This is a genomic window from Stenotrophomonas sp. YJH_SMC_46, assembly GCF_059370315.1.
On sequence record NZ_JCAFTO010000007.1, the window covers coordinates 1 to 18,147 of the forward strand.

General features: G+C 66.5%; 17 protein-coding genes. 6 read left to right on the top strand and 11 right to left on the bottom strand.

Translation table 11 applies throughout. The features are described 5' to 3' along the window. The 10 genes from AC5P8C_RS18995 to rpoE form a co-directional block, all read right to left on the bottom strand. Window positions 1–346: transposase (locus tag AC5P8C_RS18995; protein ID WP_495219244.1), on the bottom strand; the 346-nt coding region annotated here is incomplete at its 3' end. A 166-nt stretch (window positions 347–512) separates the two neighbouring features. Continuing rightward, window positions 513–1,232, bottom strand: a complete 720-nt coding sequence (recO, locus tag AC5P8C_RS19000) for a DNA repair protein RecO (protein ID WP_019662165.1) — start codon at window positions 1,230–1,232, stop codon at window positions 513–515. Between the two features lie 18 nt (window positions 1,233–1,250). After that, on the bottom strand, window positions 1,251–2,147 hold the full coding sequence (gene era, locus AC5P8C_RS19005) for a GTPase Era (protein ID WP_019662166.1): 897 nt from the start codon (window positions 2,145–2,147) through the stop codon (window positions 1,251–1,253). Continuing rightward, the gene (gene rnc, locus AC5P8C_RS19010) at window positions 2,144–2,824 is read right to left on the bottom strand and encodes a ribonuclease III (RefSeq protein ID WP_019662167.1); all 681 of its coding nucleotides are present in this window, start codon (window positions 2,822–2,824) and stop codon (window positions 2,144–2,146) included. The genes era and rnc overlap by 4 nt, the downstream gene beginning before the upstream one ends. Further along, entirely contained in the window at window positions 2,814–3,197 is a 384-nt protein-coding gene (locus AC5P8C_RS19015; RefSeq protein ID WP_010482821.1) for a DUF4845 domain-containing protein, read from the bottom strand. The genes rnc and AC5P8C_RS19015 overlap by 11 nt, the downstream gene beginning before the upstream one ends. A gap of 37 nt (window positions 3,198–3,234) precedes the next feature. Beyond that, entirely contained in the window at window positions 3,235–4,029 is a 795-nt protein-coding gene (gene lepB / locus AC5P8C_RS19020) for a signal peptidase I (protein ID WP_019662168.1), read from the bottom strand. A 54-nt stretch (window positions 4,030–4,083) separates the two neighbouring features. Further along, entirely contained in the window at window positions 4,084–5,877 is a 1,794-nt protein-coding gene (gene lepA, locus AC5P8C_RS19025) for a translation elongation factor 4 (protein WP_019662169.1), read from the bottom strand. A gap of 180 nt (window positions 5,878–6,057) precedes the next feature. Continuing rightward, window positions 6,058–7,590: a DegQ family serine endoprotease gene (locus AC5P8C_RS19030; protein WP_019662170.1), complete on the bottom strand. Its 1,533-nt coding sequence runs from the start codon at window positions 7,588–7,590 to the stop codon at window positions 6,058–6,060. A 74-nt stretch (window positions 7,591–7,664) separates the two neighbouring features. Then, complete coding sequence (locus tag AC5P8C_RS19035; protein ID WP_125438563.1) at window positions 7,665–8,546, bottom strand: sigma-E factor negative regulatory protein; 882 nt, start codon at window positions 8,544–8,546, stop codon at window positions 7,665–7,667. Continuing rightward, window positions 8,543–9,163, bottom strand: a complete 621-nt coding sequence (rpoE, locus tag AC5P8C_RS19040) for an RNA polymerase sigma factor RpoE (protein ID WP_019662172.1) — start codon at window positions 9,161–9,163, stop codon at window positions 8,543–8,545. Before rpoE ends, AC5P8C_RS19035 begins: the two co-directional genes overlap by 4 nt. 235 nt (window positions 9,164–9,398) lie before the next feature. On the opposite strand from rpoE, the gene AC5P8C_RS19045 reads away from it, so the two are divergent. From AC5P8C_RS19045 to AC5P8C_RS19060, 4 genes are all read left to right on the top strand, one after another. Next, window positions 9,399–11,462, top strand: a complete 2,064-nt coding sequence (locus tag AC5P8C_RS19045) for a 3-hydroxyacyl-CoA dehydrogenase NAD-binding domain-containing protein (protein WP_019662173.1) — start codon at window positions 9,399–9,401, stop codon at window positions 11,460–11,462. 710 nt (window positions 11,463–12,172) lie between these two features. Further along, a complete protein-coding gene (locus AC5P8C_RS19050) occupies window positions 12,173–13,036 on the top strand; it encodes a pirin family protein (RefSeq protein WP_021203180.1) in 864 nt (287 codons plus the stop codon). Window positions 13,037–13,156: 120 nt separating this feature from the next. Continuing rightward, on the top strand, window positions 13,157–13,876 hold the full coding sequence (gene aqpZ / locus AC5P8C_RS19055; protein WP_019662175.1) for an aquaporin Z: 720 nt from the start codon (window positions 13,157–13,159) through the stop codon (window positions 13,874–13,876). A 197-nt stretch (window positions 13,877–14,073) separates the two neighbouring features. Further along, window positions 14,074–14,532, top strand: a complete 459-nt coding sequence (locus AC5P8C_RS19060) for a hypothetical protein (RefSeq protein ID WP_019662176.1) — start codon at window positions 14,074–14,076, stop codon at window positions 14,530–14,532. Between the two features lie 119 nt (window positions 14,533–14,651). Here the strand turns inward: AC5P8C_RS19060 and AC5P8C_RS19065 are convergent, their stop codons facing one another. After that, entirely contained in the window at window positions 14,652–15,503 is an 852-nt protein-coding gene (locus AC5P8C_RS19065) for a pirin family protein (RefSeq protein ID WP_019662177.1), read from the bottom strand. Between the two features lie 215 nt (window positions 15,504–15,718). On the opposite strand from AC5P8C_RS19065, the gene AC5P8C_RS19070 reads away from it, so the two are divergent. Both AC5P8C_RS19070 and AC5P8C_RS19075 read left to right on the top strand, forming a co-directional pair. Further along, window positions 15,719–17,800, top strand: coding sequence for a carbon starvation CstA family protein (locus AC5P8C_RS19070; protein WP_019662178.1), 2,082 nt, complete (start codon window positions 15,719–15,721; stop codon window positions 17,798–17,800). Continuing rightward, window positions 17,800–18,024, top strand: coding sequence for a YbdD/YjiX family protein (locus AC5P8C_RS19075; RefSeq protein WP_005410613.1), 225 nt, complete (start codon window positions 17,800–17,802; stop codon window positions 18,022–18,024). The genes AC5P8C_RS19070 and AC5P8C_RS19075 overlap by 1 nt, the downstream gene beginning before the upstream one ends. Window positions 18,025–18,147: the final 123 nt, after the last annotated feature.

Here is an 18,147-nt window from a genome sequence, read left to right on the forward strand (position 1 = left end):
GGGGCAGCGGCGGAGGCGGTGCCAACGCTTGGGCACCGCCTTGAGCATACAGGCGCCGCCATCGCCCCACCGCGCCGGCATCACCGATCTGGAAGTAGGTGGTGGCCTCCCGCCCGGACATACCGTCCTGGCTCATTTTTTTTAAGACAGCCAACTTGAACGGGAGGTCATAGAACCGGGCCTGGCGATGAAATCCGCGCCAACCATGCAGCCGATAGGTCGCCACCCAGCGCCTGACCGTGGAGGCCTCCAGGCTGTGGCGACGAGCAACGGCTTTGACTGATGTGGAGGTCTTGCAGGCCTCTTTGGCGACCTGCAGTTTGAAACGTGCGTCGTATCTGTTCATGTATCCCTCGGGGTTGGATCTGGCGTCCAACTCCCGGGGGTCACTTCATGGATGGGTTTACGGCGTCTCCCGCAACCGGACCCACCCCGCCTACCCACGAGTAGCCAGCTTTTGCCGTTGCCGTTGATTCGGCAGGTGCAGGGCTGCAAGCCCTGCCGAACACCCCCTATCTGCGGGGTGCGAGCTGCTCGAGCATTTCCCAGGACTTCAGGCCGCGCGGCCCGAGGTGATGGGCCAGCACCCGCCGCATCGGCAGGCGCAGGCTGGCCAGGTCGGCGGCAGCGGGCTCTTCGTCGGCCGCCAACGCCAGCAGCGCCGAGCCAGTGGCCGCCGCCCGGCGCTCCCCGCCGCGCTCGCTCAGCAGTCGCTGCGCGCCTTCCTGAGGATCCAGTTCGTAGCGCGCCGCCGGGTCGATCGGCTGGCCATCGCTGGCGCTGTCCAGATCGAAACCCAGGCCCAGCGCGGACAGCAGCTCGCGTTCGAAGCGACGCAGGGTCCAGGCCAGGCCGGCGCCCACAGCCAGCCGCGCACGTGCCTCGCCGTAGGCCAGGTACAACCCGGGCAGCGGGTCCTGGCGCGGGGCCAGGCGCAGGGTCAGTTCACTCAGGTAGAAGCCGGCCAACATCGCCTGGCCGACCAGGCGTGGCGCGGCATCCAGCGCCTCGGCACCGCGCAGCTGGGCCAGTTCACCGCGCTGCTGGGCACTGAAGCGTATCCATTGCAATGGCTGCAGGGCAGCGCGCAGCACCTGGCCCTTGGCGGTTGACACACCACGCGCGAGCAGGCCGATACGGCCATGCTGCGCGCTCAGCACTTCGACCAGCAGGCTGGTCTCGCGGTAGGCCCGTGCATGCAGCACGAAGCCGGTGTCGTCCTCGATCAGCATCGAAGCGACCGCAACGACTTACTCGTAACCGAAGGCCTTCAGTGCGGCCTCGTCGTCGGACCAGCCTTCACGCACGCGCACCCAGGTCTCCAGGAACACCTTGGCCCCGAACAAACGTTCCATCTGCAGGCGGGACTTGGCGCCGATCTCCTTCAGCCGGGTGCCACCCTTGCCGATCACGATCGCCTTCTGGCCTTCACGTTCGACCCAGATAACCGCACCGATGCGCAGCAGGTTGCCATCTTCGGTGAAACGCTCGATTTCCACCGTGGTGGCATACGGCAGCTCCTCACCGAGCTGGCGCATCAGCTGCTCGCGCACCAGTTCACCGGCCAGGAAACGCTGGCTGCGGTCGGTGATCTCGTCCTCGCCGAACATTGGCGGGGCTTCCGGCAGCAGCTTCAGCACATCGCGCACCAGCGCTTCCAGGCCGTTGCGCTTCTGCGCGGAGATCGGATGCACGGCGGCGAAGTCGCGACCTTCGGTCACCTGCTGCAGGAACGGCAGCAGCGCGCCCTTCTCCTTCAGGCGATCGATCTTGTTGACCACCAGCACCACCGGAATGCCAGCGTCGCGCAGCACATTGAAAGCCAGGCTGTCCTCTTCATCCCAGCGGCCGGCTTCGATCACCAGCAGGCCGGCGTCGACGCCTTCCAGCGAGCCGCGCGCAGCGCGGTTCATCACCCGGTTCATCGCCCGCTTCTGCACCTTGTGCAGGCCGGGGGTGTCGACCAGCACCAGCTGTCCTTCCGGATAGGTGGCGATGCCCAGCAGGCGATGGCGCGTGGTCTGCGGGCGGTTGGAAACGATGCTGACCTTGGCGCCGACCAGGGCATTGGTCAGGGTCGATTTGCCCACGTTCGGGCGGCCGATGACGGCCACGCTGCCGCAATGATGGGAAGTTTGTTCGCTCACTTGGAATCCAGTTGTTCTAGGACGGCCGCAGCCGCCTGTTGTTCGGCAAGCCGCCGCGAGGCGCCTTCGCCCTCGGTGCTGGCGGCCGGGTCGGCTACGTTGCAGCGTACCCGGAAGTGCTTGGCGTGGTCGTCACCGGATTCTGACACCAGCTCGTACTGCGGCAACGCCTTCTGTCGGGCCTGCAGCCATTCCTGCAGGCGGGTCTTGGGATCCTTCTCAGGCCGGCCCGAGGCCGGCAGCGCCTCGATCGAAGCACTGAACCAGGGCAGCACCACTGCCCGGCAGGCCTCGAAGCCGGCATCCAGGTAGATCGCAGCCACCACGGCTTCCACCGCATCGGCCAGGATCGAGTCGCGGCGATGACCACCGGACTTCATTTCGCCCGGGCCCAAGGTCAGCCGCTCGCCCAGTTCCAGGCTGCGCCCGATCACCGCAAGCGCGCCTTCACGCACCAGCTCTGCGCGGGCACGGGTCATCGCCCCTTCGTCGGCCTTGGGCCAGCGCCGGTACAACGCCTCGGCCGCCATCATGTTGACGATGCTGTCGCCAAGGAACTCCAGCCGCTCATTGTGCGGCGCACCGGCACTGCGATGCGTCAGCGCCTGCTTGAGCAGCGCCGGGTCGCTGAAGGCATGACCGATCAGGTCGCCACGTTGGATGAATTTACTGGGCACCGCTTCGTGTCAGGTCCTGGGAAGAATCGAATTTGCCAACCACATCGAGGTTGCCGATCAGCTGACGGCGCACTTCGTAGTTGACCTTGAGGGTCCAGCCATTGTCGCGACGGTCGAACTTCACGTTGGCCGGCTTCACGTTGTCCGAGTAGTTGATGTACAGGCGCTTGAAGAACAGGTCCTGGATGCGCGCCGGCTCCATGCTGCCCACGCCCGGCTCGTTGGCCAGGCTCTTCATCGCCGAGCGCACAGCGTAGTACTCCTGATACATCGGGAACAGCTTCATGCCGATGTAGAGGAAGAAGCCCACCACGATCAGGACCGTCAGGAACGAGGTCAAGGTCATGCCACGCTGCGTGTTCATCGTCTTCATTGCGTTCTCCCCAGATACGCGTTGGATGTGAAGGTACTCAGTTGATGCTCGAGCCGATCCGCGACGGCTCGAAGCCATCCTTGCACAACCAGCCTTGGCAGTTCAGCCAGATCAGGAACGCCTTGCCGCGCAGGTTTTCTTCCGGCAGCAGGCCCCAGAACCGGCCATCATCGCTGTTGTCGCGGTTGTCGCCCATCACCAGGTACTTGCCCGCCGGCACGGTCCACTGGCCCTGGCCGCGCGGATAGTCGGTCTCCAGCACCGTGTGGGTGCGGCCCGGCAGGTGCTCGAGCAGCAGGTTGGCGCCCTCGCCCTGGCCCTTGTGGCCGGCGTAGATACCCTTGTTGTCATACTTCAGCGGCTCGCCGTTGAGGATCACGCCGTCGCCTTCAAAGACCACGGTGTCACCCGGCACGCCGATCACGCGCTTGATGAAGTTCTCGCCCTTGGCCGGATCGTTCTCGCCATGGCCGGGGAAGTGGAACACCACCACGTCACCACGCGACGGCTCGCCAAACGGCACTATCTTGGTGTTGCTGATCGGCAGGCGCAGGCCATAGGAGAACTTGTTGACCAGGATGAAATCGCCGATCAGCAGGTTCGGCATCATCGAACTGGATGGAATCTTGTACGGCTCCGCAATGAAGCTGCGCACGACCAGCACGATCGCCAGCACCGGGAAGAACGCACGCGAGTAATCCACCAGCACCGGCTCGGAATCGAGCAGGCCCGCGCGCTGGGCGCGACGCTTGGCGAGGTACAGCTTGTCCGCAAGCAGGATCAGGCCCGAGGCCAGGGTCAGCACGACCAGGAGGATCTCAAACAGTTTCATTCAGGGTCCTTTGCAACGTCACCAGACGACCGGCCCCGCAGGGCCGGTGCGGGCTTACTTGTTGTCCATCTGCAGCACGGCCAGGAACGCTTCCTGCGGGATCTCCACGCGGCCGACCTGCTTCATGCGCTTCTTGCCTTCCTTCTGCTTTTCCAGAAGCTTCTTCTTGCGCGAAACGTCGCCACCATAGCACTTGGCCAGCACGTTCTTGCGCATGGCCTTGACCGTGGTGCGGGCGATGATCTGCGAGCCAACGGCGGCCTGGATGGCCACGTCGAACATCTGGCGCGGGATCAGGTCCTTCATCTTTTCGCACAGCTCGCGGCCGCGGCGGTCGGCATGGCTGCGGTGCACGATCAGCGACAGGGCATCGACCTTGTCACCGTTGATCAGCACGTCCACGCGCACGAACGGGCCCGCGTCGAAGCGCACGAAGTGGTAGTCCAGCGAGGCATAGCCACGGCTGACCGACTTCAGCTTGTCGAAGAAGTCCAGCACCACCTCGGCCATCGGCAATTCATAGCTGATCTGCACCTGGCTGCCCAGGTAATTGATGCCGATCTGGCTGCCGCGCTTTTCTTCGCACAGCTTGATGATGTTGCCGATGTACTCCTCGGGAGTGAGCACGTTGGCACGGATGATCGGCTCGCGGATCTCCTCGACCTGGTTCACCGGCGGCAGCTTGGCCGGATTGTCCATGTTGATGATCGAGCCATCGGTCTTCAGGACCTCGTACACCACCGTCGGCGCGGTGCTGATCAGGTCCAGGTTGTATTCGCGCTCCAGGCGCTCCTGCACGATCTCCATGTGCAGCATGCCCAGGAAGCCGCAGCGGAAGCCGAAGCCCATCGCCTCGGAGCTTTCCGGCTCAAAACGCAGCGCGGCGTCGTTCAGGCGCAGCTTGTCCAGCGCTTCGCGCAGGTCCGGGTAGTCCTCGGCGTCGACCGGGAACAGGCCGGCGAACACGCGCGGCTGCATTTCCTGGAAGCCCGGCAGCGGCTTCGGGGCCGGGTCGCCGGCCAGGGTCAGCGTGTCGCCGACCGGCGCACCGTGCACGTCCTTGATGCTGGCGGTGACCCAACCCACTTCACCGGCCTTCAGCGCCGGCAGCACCTTGCGCTTCGGGGTGAACACGCCAACGTTGTCGACCTGGTGGTTGCGGCCGGTGGACATCACCTGCAGCTTGTCACCGGCCTTGATCTCGCCCTGCATCACGCGCACCAGCGACACCACGCCCAGGTAATTGTCGAACCACGAATCGATGATCAGCGCCTGCAGCTTGTCGGTGTCGCGCGGCGCCGGCGGCGGGATGCGGTGCACGATCGCTTCCAGCACATCCTGCACGTTCAAGCCGGTCTTGGCGCTGACCGGCACGGCGTCGGAGGCATCGATGCCGATCACGGCCTCGATCTCGGCCTTGGCGCGCTCGATGTCGGCGGTGGGCAGGTCGATCTTGTTGATCACCGGCACCACTTCCAGGCCCTGCTCCACGGCGGTGTAGCAGTTGGCCACCGACTGGGCTTCCACGCCCTGCGCCGCATCGACCACCAGCAGCGCGCCTTCGCAGGCGGCCAGCGAGCGGCTGACTTCATAGGAGAAGTCGACGTGGCCGGGGGTGTCGATGAAGTTCAGGTGGTAGGTCTGCCCGTCCTTGGCCAGGTAGGGCAGCGACACCGACTGCGCCTTGATCGTGATGCCTCGCTCGCGCTCGATCGGGTTGGAGTCGAGCACCTGCGCTTCCATCTCGCGGGCCTGCAGGCCACCACAGAGCTGGATGATGCGGTCGGCCAGCGTGGACTTGCCGTGGTCGACATGGGCGATGATGGAGAAGTTGCGGATGTTCCGCATCGAATCAGAAGACATAGGTGGCGGCGGCGCGCGGCGTCGTCAGGGTAACGGTCGATTATCGCATGCCCGGCGCCCGCCCGCGAAAACGGCCTCATCGAGCCGGGCCCGGAATGGCCGAAGCCCCGCCGGGGCGGGGCTTCGGGGGAACCACGTGGCCGCCGGGGCGGCCTTGCACCGGCCTTATTGGCCAGCCTTGACCGCTACGAACGCGCTGTTGCCGCTGCCGGTGCGCACCAGCAGCATCACCACGTCGCCCTTCTTGTAGCTGGACAGCGCACGGTTCAGCGCGTCCACGCTGCCGACCTGGGTGCTGGCTACCTGCAGGATCACCATGCCCGGAGACAGGCCCGCATCGCGCGCGCCCTGGCCCTTGACCCCGGTGATGCGCACGCCCTCGCCCGATTCCAGGCCCAGCTGCTTGCGCTGCGGCGCGGTCAGGTCACTGACGTCCAGCCCCAGCAGGGCGTTGGCGCCGGCCTGTGGAGCCGCATCGCTGTTGCCGGCAGCCGGGCCACGCGAACTGGCCTGCGCATCTTCGGTCAGTGCGGTCAGGGTGGCGCTGAGGTCGCGCGGCTTGCCATCGCGGATCACGCCCAGGGTGACCCGGCTGCCCGGTGCCATCGCGCCGATCAGCGGGGGCAGGTCGGACCAGCTGTTGACCGGCGCGCCGTTCACCGAACGGATCACATCGCCGATCTTCACCCCGGCCCGGGCTGCAGCCGAGTCCGGCACGATCTGGTTGACCAGGGCGCCGCGGCTGTCCGGCAGGCCCATCGCCTGCGCTTTCAGGCCGTCGATTTCCTGCACCACCGCGCCGAGCTGGCCACGGGTGACTTTGCCGGTCTTCTTGATCTGCTCGACCGCGCTCATCGCCAGGTCGATCGGGATCGCGAAGCTGATGCCCATGTAGCCGCCCGAAGCAGAGAAGATCTGCGAGTTGATGCCGACCACTTCGCCACGCGTGTTCAGCAGCGGGCCACCGGAGTTGCCCTGGTTGATCGCCACGTCGGTCTGGATGAAGGGCACGTAGCGCTGGTCCGGCCCGCCGGTGCTGCGGCCAAGGGCACTGACCACGCCGGCAGTGACCGAGTGATCGAGGCCGAACGGCGAGCCGATCGCGACCACCCATTGGCCCGGCTTGAGGGAGTTGGAGTCGCCAACGCGCACGGTCGGCAGGTTCTTGCCGTCGATCTTCAACAACGCGACGTCGTACTGCTGGTCGCTGCCCACCACTTTCGCGGTGAACTCACGGCGGTCGCCCAGCTTGACCTTCACCTCGCTGGCATCGGCCACCACGTGGTAGTTGGTCAGTACATAGCCATCGGGCGAGATGATGAAGCCCGAGCCCATGCCACGGCCCTTGATGCTGGGGCCGCCATCCGGCCCACCCGGCCCCTGCCCGGGCATCGGGAAGTCCGGGCCGAAGAAGCGGCGGAAGAACTCCGGCATGTCATCGTCGCCCATCGGGCCGCGGGCGACCTGGCGGTTGTTGCGGACGATGGTGGTGTCGACGTTGACCACGCCCGGGCCGACCTGTTCGACCAGATTGGTGAAGTCGGGCAGGCCGCTGACCAGCGGCTGCGCCGGTGCCCGCGCTGCTGCAGCTGGCGCAGGCTGGGTCTGCGCGGCAGGCGCGGGGGCCTGTGCGCAGGCCACCAGGGGAAGGGTCAGGGCCAGCAGACCCATGGCCTGCGTGCGGAGTCGGGGAGTCATCGGACGGCAACCTCCGGATCGGATGGAAAGAGGAATACGGACCCCGCCGGCGGCGGGGCGTGAAGGCGCCCGGCTCAGTCGCGCGGGCGCGGCGGCACCGGCAGGTCGTCCTGCAGGCGCGGCTCGAACGGATAGAACGCCGCGCCGCCGGCATGGGCCGGGAAGCTGGCATTGAGTGCGCCACCGGCAGCGGGCGCCAGGCTGGAGCGCGGCCACGGCCGGGCCTGCAGTCCGCCCACCTCGCCGAACGGCAGGTTGCGGCTGGCGTTGGCCGGCACGGTCGGGGTCAACGGCGCCGGCGCTGCGGCGACGGCCCGTTGCGGGGCCTCGTCGCGCTGGGCGGCACGCGCAGCCTGCTGGGTACGCGTGGCGCTGGCACGGCGGGCGTCCTGACGACGGCTGGAAGCGGCCATCGCCACAGCCGGCGCAGCAGCCACGGCCATCGCGGCCGTCTCCACCGAAGCCTCGGTCACCGGGGCCGGCGTGGTGGTCGCCGGCGCCAGCTCCGCCTGGCTGGCGATCACCTGCGGCGCCAGCGGTTCACCCGGCGTGGCCTCCTTCAGCTTCTCGCCGCCGATGAACAGCGCGACGGCGGCCACCGACGCGGCCAGGGCGGCGCCGCCGCCCCAGGCCCGCCAGCCACTGCGGCGTACCTGGCGCCGCGGCTCGACCTGCGGCGCCGGTTCGGCCGCGATGGCGGCGGCCACGGCCGCGCTGAAGCCGGCCGGCGCCAGCGCCGACGCCTGCCCGCGCATCACGTCGCCCAGCAGCTGCCAGCGTTCCTGGCATCCGGCCAGCTCGGGGTCGTGCTCCATCCGGCGCAGCAGGAAGCGCGCTTCGTCGGCGCCCAGCTCACCATCGACCAGGGCCGACAGCTGCTCGCGATGGCGCTGGTCCAGGCGCTGTCCGGCGGGCGATTGGTGGTTCTGCGATTCGTTGAACGGTTTACTGGTCATACGCGGCTCTTCTCACGGGTGGCGCTGCCGATGTCCAGCAGCGGCCGGAGTTCGGTGTCGATCGCCTCGCGCGCCCGGAAGATCCGTGAACGCACCGTGCCGATCGGGCACCCCATCTTCTGCGCGATATCCTCGTAGCTCAGGCCTTCCACCTCGCGCAGGGTGATTGCCGACCGGAGTTCTTCCGGCAGCGCGTTGACGGCCTTCATTACCGTCTGTTCCAGCTCCTGGCGCATCAACTCGCGTTCGGGCGTGTCGGTGTCGCGCAGGCGGGTACCGGTGTCGAACTGTTCGGCGTCGCCGATGTCGATGTCATCGGTCGGCGGCCGTCGATTGTGTGAAGCCAGGTAGTTTTTGGCGGTATTCACGGCGATTCGATGCAACCAGGTTGAGAACTGGGCGTCGCCACGGAAACTCCCGATCGCGCGGTAGGCGCGGATGAAAGTGTCCTGGGCGACGTCCTGACATTCGCTCCAGTCGGCGATGTAGCGACCGACCAGGGCCACCACCCGATGCTGGTACTTGCGCACCAGGACATCGAAGGCGGCACTCTCGCCGTGCTGCACGCGCCGGACCAGTTCCAGATCCAGCTCCTGTGGTGTATCAACCTCGGCCATGAGGGGCCGCACTCCTGTCAGCCCAACCGACGTCGGGCAATGAGACTGCCAATCCCGGGAAAAGTTCAGTCGCCGATCACCTGGCGCCGCACCAGCTTTTAACCACCGTTCCGTTAGCGTCCCGGTCCACGGCCATGGATCCGGGGGCGCCACTCCCCTGCTATTGGGATTTGACGCGGGGGAAACAACCTCTGGATCATAGCCGCTTCTCCATACACAACCGGATGGAACGTCCATGCTCTCAGGCTTCGATGGTCTCCGCTTCAGCCACTGGCACCCCGAGATCCGCGACGACGGCGTGGTGGTTCTCTCCCTGGATCGTCAGGACAGCAGCGTCAACGCCATGTCGCAGGACGTGCTGCTGGAGCTGGGCGACCTGCTTGAGCGCATCGCGCTGGATCCGCCCAAGGGCGTGGTGATTCAGTCGCTGAAGAAGGCCGGCTTCATTGCCGGTGCCGACCTGAAGGAGTTCCAGGAGTTCGACCGTCGCGGCACTGTCAACGACGCGATCCGGCGTGGCCAGGCCACCTACCAGAAGCTGGCCGAACTGCCCTGCCCGACCGTGGCGGCGATCCATGGCCACTGCCTGGGAGGCGGCACCGAACTGGCGCTGGCCTGCCGCTACCGCGTGGCCTCCAACGACAGCAGCACCCGCATCGGCCTGCCGGAAACCCAGCTGGGCATCTTCCCGGGCTGGGGCGGCAGCGCCCGCCTGCCGCAACTGGTGGGTGCACCGGCGGCGATGGACATGATGCTGACCGGCCGCACCCTGTCGGCGTCGGCCGCGCGGGGGATCGGCCTGGTCGACAAGGTGGTGGCGCCGGCGGTGGTGCTCGACACCGCCGTCGCGCTGGCGCTGTCCGGCACCAGCCGCCCGTTCAAGCAGCGCGCGATGGCATGGGCCACCAACACCTGGCTGGCACGCCGGCTGCTGGCGCCGCAGATGGTCAAGCAGGTCGCACGCAAGGCGAAGAAGGACCAGTACCCGGCGCCGTACGCGCTGATCAGCACCTGGCAACGCAGTGGCGGCAAGCCGATCCAGGCGCGTTTGGATGCCGAGCGGCGCGCCGTGGTGAAGCTGGCCAGTACACCGACCGCGCGCAACCTGATCCGTATCTTCTTCCTGACCGAGCGACTGAAGGGCCTGGGCGGTGGTGATTCCGGCATCCGTCACGTGCACGTGGTCGGCGCCGGCGTGATGGGCGGCGACATCGCCGCGTGGGCCGCCTACAAGGGCTTCGACGTGACCCTGCAGGACCGTGAGCAGCGCTTCATCGACCCGGCCATGGAACGCGCGCAGTCGCTGTTCGCCAAGAAGGTGCGCGACGAGAGCAAGCGCCCTGCCGTGGCCGCGCGCCTGCGTGCCGATCTGGAAGGCAACGGCGTGGCCGAAGCCGATCTGGTGATCGAGGCCATCATCGAGAACCCCGAGGCCAAGCGTGCGCTGTACCAGACGCTGGAACCGAAGATGAAGCAGGACGCGCTGCTGACCACCAACACTTCGTCGATCCCGCTGGTGGAACTGCGCGATCACATCCAGCGCCCGGCGCAGTTCGCCGGCCTGCACTATTTCAACCCGGTCGCGCAGATGCCGTTGGTGGAGATCATCCATCACGACGGCATGGCGCCGGAAACCGAACGCCGCCTGGCCGCGTTCTGCAAGGCACTGGGCAAGTTCCCGGTGCCGGTGGCCGGCAGCCCGGGCTTCCTGGTCAACCGCGTGCTGTTCCCTTACATGCTGGAAGCGGCCACCGCGTATGCCGAAGGCATTCCGGGCCCGGTGATCGACAAGGCCGCCGTGAAGTTCGGCATGCCGATGGGACCGATCGAACTGATCGACACCGTGGGGCTGGACGTGGCTGCGGGCGTGGGCCGCGAACTGGCGCCGTTCCTCGGCCTGCAGATTCCGGCGGCCCTGCAGACGGTGGAACAGGACAAGCGCGGCAAGAAGGATGGCCAAGGCATCTACACCTGGGAGAACGGCAAGCCGAAGAAGCCGGACGTGGCCAGCGATTACCAGGCCCCGGCCGATCTGGAGGACCGCCTGATCCTGCCGCTGTTGAACGAGGCGGTGGCGTGCCTGCACGAAGGTGTAGTGGCCGATGCGGACCTGTTGGATGCGGGCGTGATCTTCGGTACCGGTTTCGCGCCGTTCCGTGGCGGCCCGATCCAGCACATCCGTGCGGTGGGTGCCGATGCGATCGTCGAGCGGTTGAAGGCGCTGCAGCAGCGGCATGGCGACCGCTTCGCCCCGCGCCCTGGCTGGGACAATCCGGCCCTGCGCGAACCAGTGGTTTGAGTTGATCGGCCGGGCCTGCGGCCCGGCACCTGCAGAGGCAACCGCCGAAGCCAGAGCCGGAGCAACAGCCGGCTCTGGCTTTTCTGTTTGTTGGGTGGGGCGGTGTGGGCAGGCAGGACACGCCGTAAACCCCGCTCCGCGGTCCGGCCCAGCCGCTGGCGGCTGTGCGTTCGGGCGCTTGCAAAGCAGTGCTTCGCAAGCAAAGCGCCCTCACCCATGGGGGCTCGATGGCGCCATCCATGGCGCCAACGGTCCTGCCTGCCCACACCGCCCCACCCCTGACAGTTTCCCGGTGACGGTCGGTGAATCTCGATTCCGGTGTGGATCACTACGAACTGGTGGGTGGCTACCTGGGTCGCCACCAGGAGCGAAGCGACCGGCGTTTGATTTTGACTTTGATTTTCTTTTTTTTCTCCGTGGCTGGACAGCACACGGAAACTGTCAGAGGTCGGGCGGGTGGGTGGCGCAGGGGCGTGAGCCGCATGGATGCGGCGATCGAGCTTACATGGACGTACTTGCAGCGTCCCCTGCGCCACCCACCCGCCCGGCCACGCGCGGCTTCTGCTTTTGCTTCTGCCTTCAGCGACCAACCCCACAGCCACGAGGGGCTGCGCCGTTGGCTGGAACAACCTGTTACCCATACGGGGCATGTGCCCGTCACAGCTGCATGCGATGCTGACCACCTGATCCCTGCCAGCGAGAACGCCCGCATGACCACCATCATCGCCCCGCGCGTGCACGACATCGGCGGCCTCGAAGTCCGTCGCGCCGTCCCCACCCTGCAGGCGCGCAGCATCGGCTCGTTCGTGTTCGTCGACCAGATGGGCCCGGCACTCATGCACCCCGGCACCGCCATCGACGTGCGCCCGCATCCACATATCGGCCTGGCCACCGTGACCTACCTGTGGTCGGGCGCGATCGGCCACCGCGACACGCTGGGGTCGGACCAGGTGATCCGTCCCGGCGACGTCAACTGGATGACCGCTGGTCGCGGCATTGCCCATTCCGAGCGGACACCGCAACCGGACCGCGCCCACGACAACCCGATCCACGGCATGCAGACCTGGGTGGCGCTGCCGAAATCGCACGAGGAAATCGAACCGGCCTTCTACCACCATGCCGCGGCTACGCTGCCCGAGCAGCGCCGCAACGGTGCCTGGCTGCGGGTGATCGCCGGCCGCGCCTATGGCGAGGAATCGCCGGTGAAGGTGTTCGCCGATACCCTCAACGTGGCGATCGATCTCGACCCGGATGCGGAGATCGATATCGATGACGGCCACCGCGAGCGCGCGCTGTACATCCTCGAAGGCGACGCACAGCTGGATGGCGTGGACATCCCTGCACAGCATCTGGTGATTCCCGAGGCCGGCGCACGCGGCCGCCTGCGCGCGAAGACGCCGGTGAAGGCGATGCTGTTCGGTGGCGAGCCGCTGGATGGCCCGCGCCACCTGTGGTGGAACTTCGTATCCAGCTCGAAGGAGCGCATCGAGCAGGCCAAGCACGATTGGGAGGCCGGCCGATTCGGCACCATTCCGGGCGACGACAAGGAGTTCATTCCGCTGCCGCAGTATTGAACATCGCGTGTTGCACACATCCGAGGGTGTATCCCTGCACCCGGCGTTGACGCTACAGTCACCTGCTGATCACTGAAATGTGACATAAATCACACTTTCGCCCTCAAAGGAGTGCAACACATGAGCATGGGTAAACGCTTGTCCGCCGAATTCCTCGGCACGTTCTGGCTGGTGTTGGGCGGCTGTGGCAGCGCGGTGCTGGCCGCCAAGTTCGGTGGCGACGGCAATCCGCTGGGTATCGGGTTCCTCGGCGTCGCCCTGGCCTTTGGCCTGACCGTGGTGACCGGCGCCTATGCGTTCGGCCATATCTCCGGCGCGCACTTCAATCCGGCAGTCAGCGTCGGCCTGTGGGCCGGCGGCCGCTTCCCGACCAAGGACCTCGTGCCGTACATCATCGCCCAGGTGGCTGGCGGCCTGCTGGCCGGCTTCATCCTGCTGCAGATCGCGTCGGGGGCCAGCGGCTTCGCCATCGATGGCAGCCAGGCCGGTGCGTTCGCCAGCAATGGGTATGGCGCGCTGTCGCCTGGCGGTTACAGCGTGGCAGCGGCCTTCCTGTGCGAAGTGGTGCTGACCGCCGTGTTCCTGATCGTGATCATGGGCGCCACCCATGGCAAGGCGCCGACTGGCTTTGCGCCACTGGCGATCGGCCTGTCGCTGACCCTGATCCACCTGATCAGCATCCCGGTCACCAACACCTCGGTGAACCCGGCCCGTTCCACCGCCGTGGCCTTCTTCGCCGGCAGCGGCGCAGTAAGCCAGTTGTGGCTGTTCTGGGTCGCCCCGCTGCTGGGCGGCGCGATCGGCGGCATCATCTACAAGTGGATCGGCAACGACCGCTGAGGCCTGTGCGCACCATTGCGGCCGACCATCGGCCGCAATGGTTACGTCTGCAACTTCGATTTGTGCGATCGCTCACGTTCCGTTAAGGTTGAGTTGACCGTCCGTGCACACGCCGGGCGGGGCGGCATCCGGGGATGGGATGCCACAGCCGCCAGTCCATCTGGTGGAGCCACACGACCGACCACCTTGGGGGATGCATGAAGTTCGCGCCTGTAGTGTTGTCGAGCCTGCTGTTCGCCGCGGCCCAGGCTGCCGCGCAGGCTCCCGCGGAATGTCCTTCGTTGCCGGCCAGCAGTGGCCTGCAGTGGCAGCAGCAGGTGTTGGCCGACCTTCTGGTCTGCCGCGCCAGCACCGGGGATGGACGCGAGGTACTGAGCCTGATGCTCAGCGCGCGTGACCCTGATATTCCGTTGAACCGGGCACTGCGCCAGGAAAAAGGCAGCTTCGGCGGTGAACCGCTTTACTGGTACCAGCCCGATCTCGGTGGCCAGCAGCCGCCCGGCTATGCCGAGCGCCGCATCAGCGTGGTCAAGCTGGACAAGAAGCGCTACGCGCAGATTTCGCTGTACCCGGACAGCGCCCAGGAGCTGGGCTCGCTGCAGCAGTTGGCGCAGGGCATGAGCCTGACCCCGTCAGCCGTGGCCGCGGGGCGCTGAAGGTGACGGGGATGACTGCCTGGCAGCATCCCCGCAGGATCCGACTCGCGGGACGTCCGCCGGGCGTGGCCCGGCGGCGTTGCCGGCCCCTTTCGACGGGCCATGCCCGGCGCAATCCATCAGAACTTGCCTTCCTGGAAATCGACGAAGGCCTGCATCAGTTCCTGCCGCGTGTTCATCACGAAGGGGCCATGGCGCATCACCGGTTCGCGCAGCGGACGGCCGGCAACCAGGATCAACCGTGCGCCTTCACTGCCCGCCGAGAGGTGCAGTTGCTCGCCTCCGCCCAACACCGCCAGTTCCTGGCGTGCAACGTCGCGCGCAGCGTCCTGCTCGCCCACCGTCAGCCCGCCCTCGAACACGTAGGCAAAGGCGTTGTGCCCTTCCGGCAGCGTGTAGGTCCAGGCCCGATCAGGCGCCAAGGTGATGTCGAGGTAGAGCGGATCGGTGGCCGGTTGCACGATCGGACCCCGGGTGCCGTCCACGCTGCCGGCAATCACCTTCACTGTCACACCCGGCTCCGGCTGCACCACCGGAATCCGCTCGGGCGCGAATTCCTGGTACTTCGGGTCAGTCATCTTCTCCTTTGCCGGCAGGTTCACCCACAGCTGGAAGCCGCGCATCTGCCCGCTTTCCTGCTCGGGCATCTCCGAATGCACCAGGCCACGCCCAGCGGTCATCCACTGCACGCTGCCCGGGGTCAGCAGGCCTTCGTTGCCGTGGTTGTCGCGATGCCGCATGCGCCCGTCGAGCATGTAGGTGACGGTCTCGAAACCGCGGTGCGGATGTTCCGGGAAGCCGGCGATGTAATCCTCGGCGCGGTCGGTTCCGAATTCATCGAGCAGCAGGAACGGATCCAGATCGGGCAGCGTGGGGCCGCCGATGACGCGGGTCAGGCGCACGCCAGCACCGTCGGAGGTGGGCAGGCCACGGATGGTGCGCAGCACGCGGGCCGGTTCGGGAAGGCTCATGGCGACTCCTGTTGGATGGATGCCAGTGAAGATGGACGCCATACGGCCGTACGCCAATGGATGGCGCCGCAACCGATTGTTCCATCCCTGATGTTCGCTGCACGTCAGCACAACGAACGTACGACCAAAGTACTACCGCCGATTCGTCCTGCGCCAATTGACCCTGTCGAAGGCAAGCGGGACTCTTTGACTGTCTTTCCGGGAGAGAGCACCTCATGAAAGGGTTTTCAAAACTGGGCTGGGCGGTACTCGCCCTGCTCGGCGCATTCTGTCTGGGCACCGTGGCACTGCGCCGCGGCGAGCACATCAATGCGCTGTGGATCGTCGTCGCCGCGGTTTCGCTGTACCTGGTCGCCTACCGCTTCTACAGCCTGTTCATCGCCAACAAGGTGATGCAGCTGGATCCGACCCGGGCCACCCCGGCGGTGATCAACAACGATGGCCTGGACTACGTGCCGACCAACAAGCACGTGCTGTTCGGCCATCATTTCGCCGCCATCGCCGGCGCCGGTCCGCTGGTCGGCCCCGTCCTGGCCGCACAGATGGGCTACCTGCCCGGCCTGCTGTGGCTGGTGGTGGGCGTGGTGCTGGCCGGCGCGGTGCAGGACTTCATGGTCCTGTTCCTGTCCAGCCGTCGCAACGGCCGCTCGCTGGGTGACCTGGTGCGCGAGGAGATGGGCCAGGTACCCGGCACCATCGCCCTGTTCGGTGCGTTCCTGATCATGATCATCATCCTGGCGGTGCTGGCGATGGTGGTGGTCAAGGCGCTGGCCGAAAGCCCGTGGGGCATGTTCACGGTGATCGCGACGATGCCCATCGCGATCCTGATGGGCGTCTACATGCGCTATATCCGCCCTGGCAGGATCGGCGAGATCTCGGTGGTCGGCCTGATCCTGCTGCTGGCTGCGATCTGGTACGGCGGCAAGGTCGCCGCCGACCCGGTGTGGGGCCCGGCGTTCACCTTCACCGGCACCCAGATCACCTGGATGCTGATCGGCTACGGCTTCGTCGCCTCGGTGCTGCCGGTGTGGCTGCTGCTGGCCCCGCGCGACTACCTGTCGACCTTCCTCAAGATCGGTACCATCATCGCGCTGGCCGTCGGCATCCTGATCGTGATGCCGGAACTGAAGATGCCGGCGCTGACCCAGTTCGCCGCCAGCGGTGATGGCCCAGTGTGGAAGGGCGGCATGTTCCCGTTCCTGTTCATCACCATCGCCTGCGGCGCGGTCTCCGGTTTCCATGCGCTGATTTCGTCCGGCACCACGCCGAAGCTGCTGGCCAATGAAGCGCACATGCGCTACATCGGCTACGGCGGCATGCTGATGGAATCGTTCGTGGCGGTGATGGCGCTGGTGGCGGCCTCGATCATCGACCCGGGCATCTACTTCGCGATGAACAGCCCGGCCGCCGTGATCGGTGCCGATGCGGCCTCGGCGGCGCACTACATCACCAACACCTGGGGCTTCACCATCACGCCCGAACAACTGACCGCGACCGCGGCGGCGATCGGTGAACCGACCATCCTGCATCGCGCCGGTGGTGCGCCAACGCTGGCGGTGGGCATCGCGCAGATCCTGCACGAAGCGATTCCCAGTGGCAGCGACGCGATGATGGCGTTCTGGTACCACTTCGCGATCCTGTTCGAAGCCTTGTTCATCCTGACCGCGGTGGACGCCGGTACCCGCGCCGGGCGCTTCATGCTGCAGGACCTGCTGGGCAACTTCGTGCCGGCCCTGAAGAAGACCGAGTCGTGGACCGCCAACATCATCGGTACCGCCGGCTGCGTGGCGCTGTGGGGCTACCTGCTCTACACCGGCGTGGTCGATCCGTTCGGCGGCATCCAGACGCTGTGGCCGCTGTTCGGCATCTCCAACCAGATGCTGGCTGGCATCGCGCTGATGCTGGGCACGGTGGTGCTGTTCAAGATGAAGCGTGACCGCTATGCATGGGTCACTGCGGTACCGGCGGTGTGGCTGCTGATTTGCACCACCTATGCCGGCTTCATCAAGATCTTCGACAGCAACCCGGCACAGGGGTTCCTGGCCCAGGCACACAAGTTCCAGGCTGCCATTGCCAGCGACACCATCACCGCACCGGCCAAATCGGTGGCGCAGATGAAGCAGATCGTGGTCAACGCCTACGTCAACACCGGCCTGACCGCGCTGTTCCTGCTGGTGGTGGGCGCTGTGCTGGTGTATTCGATCAAGACCATCCTGGCGGCACGCCGCAATCCGCAGCGCAGCGACCGCGAGACCCCTTACGTGGCACTGAAGCCGCACGAAATGGTGGATCTGTGATGAGCACGCAACTGGTTCCCGCCGGCCAGTACCAGGCGCACCGCCGCATCTGGCGGCGCCTGGTGCAGACCGCACGTCTGTGCTGTGGCATTCCCGATTACGACAACTATGTCCGGCACATGCTGGAAAAGCACCCGGACCAGGAGCCAATGGACTACAAGACGTTCTTCCGCGAACGCCAGGAAGCGCGCTACGGTGGGCGCAATGGTGGCCGCTGCTGTTGAGGGTTGGGTGCCGGGCTTGCAGCCCGGCGCCCGCAGAGGCAACTGCAACGGCAACGGCGAAAGCGTCGGCTCTGGTTTTCCGTGAATTTGGCGGGGTGGTGTCGGATGGCGGGGACGCCGTAA

Excerpts from the sequence above, each read along its gene's own strand:
- recO (WP_019662165.1), bottom strand. The coding sequence starts at position 1,232 with ATGCTGATCGAGGACGACACCGGCTTCGTGCTGCATGCACGGGCCTAC.
- AC5P8C_RS19015 (WP_010482821.1), bottom strand. The coding sequence starts at position 3,197 with ATGAAGACGATGAACACGCAGCGTGGCATGACCTTGACCTCGTTCCTG.
- lepB (WP_019662168.1), bottom strand. The coding sequence starts at position 4,029 with ATGAAACTGTTTGAGATCCTCCTGGTCGTGCTGACCCTGGCCTCGGGC.
- lepA (WP_019662169.1), bottom strand. The coding sequence starts at position 5,877 with ATGCGGAACATCCGCAACTTCTCCATCATCGCCCATGTCGACCACGGC.
- AC5P8C_RS19030 (WP_019662170.1), bottom strand. The coding sequence starts at position 7,590 with ATGACTCCCCGACTCCGCACGCAGGCCATGGGTCTGCTGGCCCTGACC.
- AC5P8C_RS19035 (WP_125438563.1), bottom strand. The coding sequence starts at position 8,546 with ATGACCAGTAAACCGTTCAACGAATCGCAGAACCACCAATCGCCCGCC.
- rpoE (WP_019662172.1), bottom strand. The coding sequence starts at position 9,163 with ATGGCCGAGGTTGATACACCACAGGAGCTGGATCTGGAACTGGTCCGG.
- AC5P8C_RS19045 (WP_019662173.1), top strand. The coding sequence starts at position 9,399 with ATGCTCTCAGGCTTCGATGGTCTCCGCTTCAGCCACTGGCACCCCGAG.
- AC5P8C_RS19050 (WP_021203180.1), top strand. The coding sequence starts at position 12,173 with ATGACCACCATCATCGCCCCGCGCGTGCACGACATCGGCGGCCTCGAA.
- aqpZ (WP_019662175.1), top strand. The coding sequence starts at position 13,157 with ATGAGCATGGGTAAACGCTTGTCCGCCGAATTCCTCGGCACGTTCTGG.
- AC5P8C_RS19060 (WP_019662176.1), top strand. The coding sequence starts at position 14,074 with ATGAAGTTCGCGCCTGTAGTGTTGTCGAGCCTGCTGTTCGCCGCGGCC.
- AC5P8C_RS19065 (WP_019662177.1), bottom strand. The coding sequence starts at position 15,503 with ATGAGCCTTCCCGAACCGGCCCGCGTGCTGCGCACCATCCGTGGCCTG.
- AC5P8C_RS19070 (WP_019662178.1), top strand. The coding sequence starts at position 15,719 with ATGAAAGGGTTTTCAAAACTGGGCTGGGCGGTACTCGCCCTGCTCGGC.
- AC5P8C_RS19075 (WP_005410613.1), top strand. The coding sequence starts at position 17,800 with ATGAGCACGCAACTGGTTCCCGCCGGCCAGTACCAGGCGCACCGCCGC.